This window comes from Okeania sp. SIO2F4 (genome assembly GCF_010672385.1).
Classification (GTDB): domain Bacteria; phylum Cyanobacteriota; class Cyanobacteriia; order Cyanobacteriales; family Microcoleaceae; genus Trichodesmium.
The window spans coordinates 1-3,646 of sequence record NZ_JAAHGT010000961.1 but is presented as its reverse complement, the minus strand read 5'-3'; the positions used below and the strand labels follow the sequence as shown (position 1 = coordinate 3,646).

Below are 3,646 nucleotides of genomic sequence, written 5' to 3'. Positions count from 1 at the left end.
AGTCGTGAAAATTAAGAATGATAATTATTCTATAAGTATTAGTGATACTGAGGAGGAAAACCTACATAGTTTGCGCAAAGAAGTAAAGCGGGTTCGTTACCAAATGAGTTTATTTACTGAATTTTACGGCCCAACTTATGAGGCTTATTTAAAAGATATGAAAGAACTCCAAGAATATCTTGGTGATATTCAAGATAGTGCAGTTTTAAGAGAATTTATGGAAAAGATATTGCAATCTAACATTGAAAAAGTTCTTCCCAACTTGGCAATGCAACTGAAACAAAGTCGAGAGAAAGCATTGCGGAAATGGCAACTTTTGCAAAGACGGTATCTTAATATTCAAGTTCGACAAAATTTCCGCTCAGAATTATTGCGACCTGTGACATAATTTTGAATGAGTATATATCTATAAGTAGAGAACAGGCAAAAGCTTATATGGCAATAGGACAGCAGTGGAAAAAAATTTCCGTTGTCGCTAAAGGGGAACCTCCGGAGGATGTCAAAAGGTCTAACTTTTTACTGCTACTCTTATAGTTGAAGATTGGCAGTAGTTCAATAATTGATAATTAACAATTAGACCTCTCCAGAAAAGAGGAAACAGGGAACACTTGACTGGGAACAGGGGGGAGTAATTGATAATTTATGGATAAGAATTGATTTTATTTTGGGAGAAGTCTATTAACAATTAATAATTACCTCTTATTAAAACATTGAGGATTGGTTAATCTGACTTCTGACTTCAATTAGTGGGATATTAAAACTAGCCACTAATTTTTACTTCTGACTTCTGACTTCTGACTTCTGACTTCAATTAGTGGGATATTAAAACTAGCTACTAATTTTTACTTCTGACTTCTGACTTCTGACTTCTGACTTCAATTAGTGGGATATTAAAACTAGCCACTAATTTTTACTTCTGACTTCTGACTTCTGACTTCTGACTTCAATTAGTGGGATATTAAAACTAGCTACTAATTTTTACTTGTGACTTCTGACTTCTGATTTCTGACTTCAAAAAGCTTAACCTATTACTAATCTTTTAATTACCTAATTTTTACTTTAGTGAGATAAGCTCGACACTGTGTATCACAAATCAGTATTTTTTTTACTGAAATATTTAAATATGGCTCCAACTTCAAGAGCAATTATAGACACTAATCAACATCATGTAGGCACTGAACCTCATCTACACTTTTATCAGAAAGGAGAAACAATACCTTTAATGTCCCAAGGTATTTGGCAAATTTGTCAGGGTTTAGTGCGACTCAGTACCCTTTATCCAGTAGGTGAAGAAGGTCTTTTGGGTTGGGCAGGGCCTTCTATGTGTTTTGGCAGTTGTTTTTCATACTTGGACAGTTGTCGAGCAACTGCTTTGTCAGATGTTTGTTTAATGTTCTACACGATGATCGAAATAGAAACTTCCCCAAAACTAACCCAAGAGTTGTTGCCTCAGTTAGGAAGACGATTTAGGCAAACAGAGGCTTTATTAGCGATCGCTGGAAAACGACGAGTAGAAGATCGTCTGTATCAATTATTATTGTTGTTAAAGCAAGAATTTGGTCAATCTTTGGGTGATGGTACTAGGTTAAATATTCGTTTGACTCATCAAGATATTGCTGCTGCAATTGGTACTACGCGAGTAACTGTCACCAGACTATTAGGAAAATTAAAACAGCAGGAGTGGATTAGTATAGATAAGGATCGCCATCTAATCTTGAGAAATGAGACTTTTGCAAACTCATCGGATTTGTTTAGATTTGACAGAAATACTCATTGCAGAACTTAATATACTCCTGACGTTACGCTTAGGTGACAATGAGATACTTTTCAGTCTGGGAAACCCTGACCATAGTTTTGACAGAATAGAAAAAATTTATTGGACTTCTCCAAAAATTAAAAATAAAATTAATTCTTATCAAGGAATTATTAATTACTTCTCCCCTACTCCCTACTCCCTACTCCCTACTCCCTACTCCCTACTCCCTATTCCCTACTCCCTAGATTGCACATAGCGTCGCCGTCGTACACGACGTTCTTTTAATATTAAAACTTCTGCCTGATTTTCTTCTCTAGCAACCCGAACTAATAATCCAGCTAAAAGCAAACTACCAATCATTGAACTACCACCATAACTAAACATTGGTAATGGCAAACCTGTAGTTGGTAGCGCTCCAGTAGCAACACCTATATTGAGTAAAGACTGCCCTACTAAGGCTATCATAACTCCAATGGCTACAAGTTGATGTTCCATGAGTCGAGCTTTGAAGGCAACTTTCAGAGCCATAATACTGTAGACAACTAATAAGAGAAATAATATTAAAGCCCCTACAAAACCAAACTCTTCAGCATAAACAGAAAATATAAAGTCGCTGTAGGGAATAGGGAGAAAATGTAACTTTTGTTGAGATAATCCAAAACCACGTCCCCAAATATCTCCAGAAGCAACTGCTAGTAAACTTTGAACCAACTGATAACCATCACCCATTGCATCTGCCCAAGGATTTGTAAAAGAAAGAATTCGCCTCCTTTGATAATCATTAATGCTGACACTAATGGTAGCTAAAAGAAATCCAGCTAAAGCAATACCTCCAAGATAAAAGTAAGGTAGTCCAGCAGCAAAGGCAATAAACCATAAAATCATACCACATAAAGCGGTGGTACTCAAGTTAGGCTGCAGGAGAATAGATGCTAGTACCAAAGAAAAAATGGATAACCAAGTTATTCTAACTAACCAACTCAAGCGATTCCATTTACTAAACAAATAAGCTGCTTGTAGCACTAGAAAAGGTTTCATTAGTTCAGAGGGTTGAAGCAGTACTGGGCCTAAAGATATCCAGCGAGTTGCCCCATTAATAGTGGTTCCTACTCCGGGTATCAAGATAATTAATAATAGAGTAAGTATCAGAATTAAACCTACTTTGGCACTTTGTAATATTGCAGACAAGGGGGTATAAACAACTATATTGAATCCCACCATCCCTACTAAAACCCATATTAACTGGCGTTTAAAGAAGTATAGGCCGTCTCCATATTCTGTTGCAGCACTGGCATAGGAAGCTGAAAATAATACTACTAGACCTATACATAGCCAGAGAAATGTTAACCATCGTAATAATCTAGCTTCTATTGCCCATGTTTGGACTTTAGGGTCAAAAAAAGGAATTAGATAACGTAAATCCATAATTTAGGGAGTAGGGAATAGGGAATAGGGAATAGGGAATAGGGAATAGGTAAGAAAAAATTTTAAGATACCATAATAAGTTGTTTTAGTCTACTACTTTCATATCTAAAACTTTTTTATAGATGCGATCGCAACGTTTTGTTTCGACACCAGTTGTTAACTGATAACCATTACTTTCATATAATTTAACAGCTTCTTGCAATACTGTTGCTGTTTCTATCCAAATTTCTTGAAATTTACGTTCAGCAATTCTTTTTTCTAATTCTTTTAATAAGAATTTGCCTAATCCTTGACATCTAATTTCTGGTAATAAGTACATTTTTCTAATTTCGACTGCTTTATTACCTCGTTCAATTGGATAATATGCTGAAGTTCCTAATATTTTTCCTTGTCGTTCTATTACCCAAAATTCTCCTCCTATATTTTGATAGAATTTTTCTACTTCTAAGACATCTTTATCTGCTA

The 3,646-nt window shown here is 35.5% G+C and carries 4 protein-coding genes; 2 read left to right on the top strand and 2 right to left on the bottom strand.

The window, feature by feature from the left end; genetic code table 11:
- The coding region (locus F6K22_RS35600) for a CHAD domain-containing protein (RefSeq protein WP_293109283.1) at window positions 1-388 on the top strand (388 nt) is incomplete at its 5' end.
- Window positions 389-1,123: 735 nt separating this feature from the next.
- Window positions 1,124-1,786 (top strand): Crp/Fnr family transcriptional regulator, encoded by a 663-nt coding sequence (locus F6K22_RS35595; protein WP_293109281.1) that lies wholly within the window; start codon window positions 1,124-1,126, stop codon window positions 1,784-1,786.
- A gap of 204 nt (window positions 1,787-1,990) precedes the next feature.
- On the opposite strand, the gene F6K22_RS35590 is transcribed toward F6K22_RS35595, so the two are convergent.
- Window positions 1,991-3,181 (bottom strand): FtsW/RodA/SpoVE family cell cycle protein, encoded by a 1,191-nt coding sequence (locus tag F6K22_RS35590; protein WP_293109279.1) that lies wholly within the window; start codon window positions 3,179-3,181, stop codon window positions 1,991-1,993.
- 85 nt (window positions 3,182-3,266) lie between these two features.
- On the bottom strand, window positions 3,267-3,646 hold a 380-nt coding region (locus F6K22_RS35585), incomplete at its 5' end, for a GNAT family N-acetyltransferase (RefSeq protein ID WP_293109277.1).

Bases quoted from the DNA above. Each gene is read 5' to 3' on its own strand.
- F6K22_RS35590 (WP_293109279.1), bottom strand. From the start codon at position 3,181: ATGGATTTACGTTATCTAATTCCTTTTTTTGACCCTAAAGTCCAAACA.
- F6K22_RS35595 (WP_293109281.1), top strand. From the start codon at position 1,124: ATGGCTCCAACTTCAAGAGCAATTATAGACACTAATCAACATCATGTA.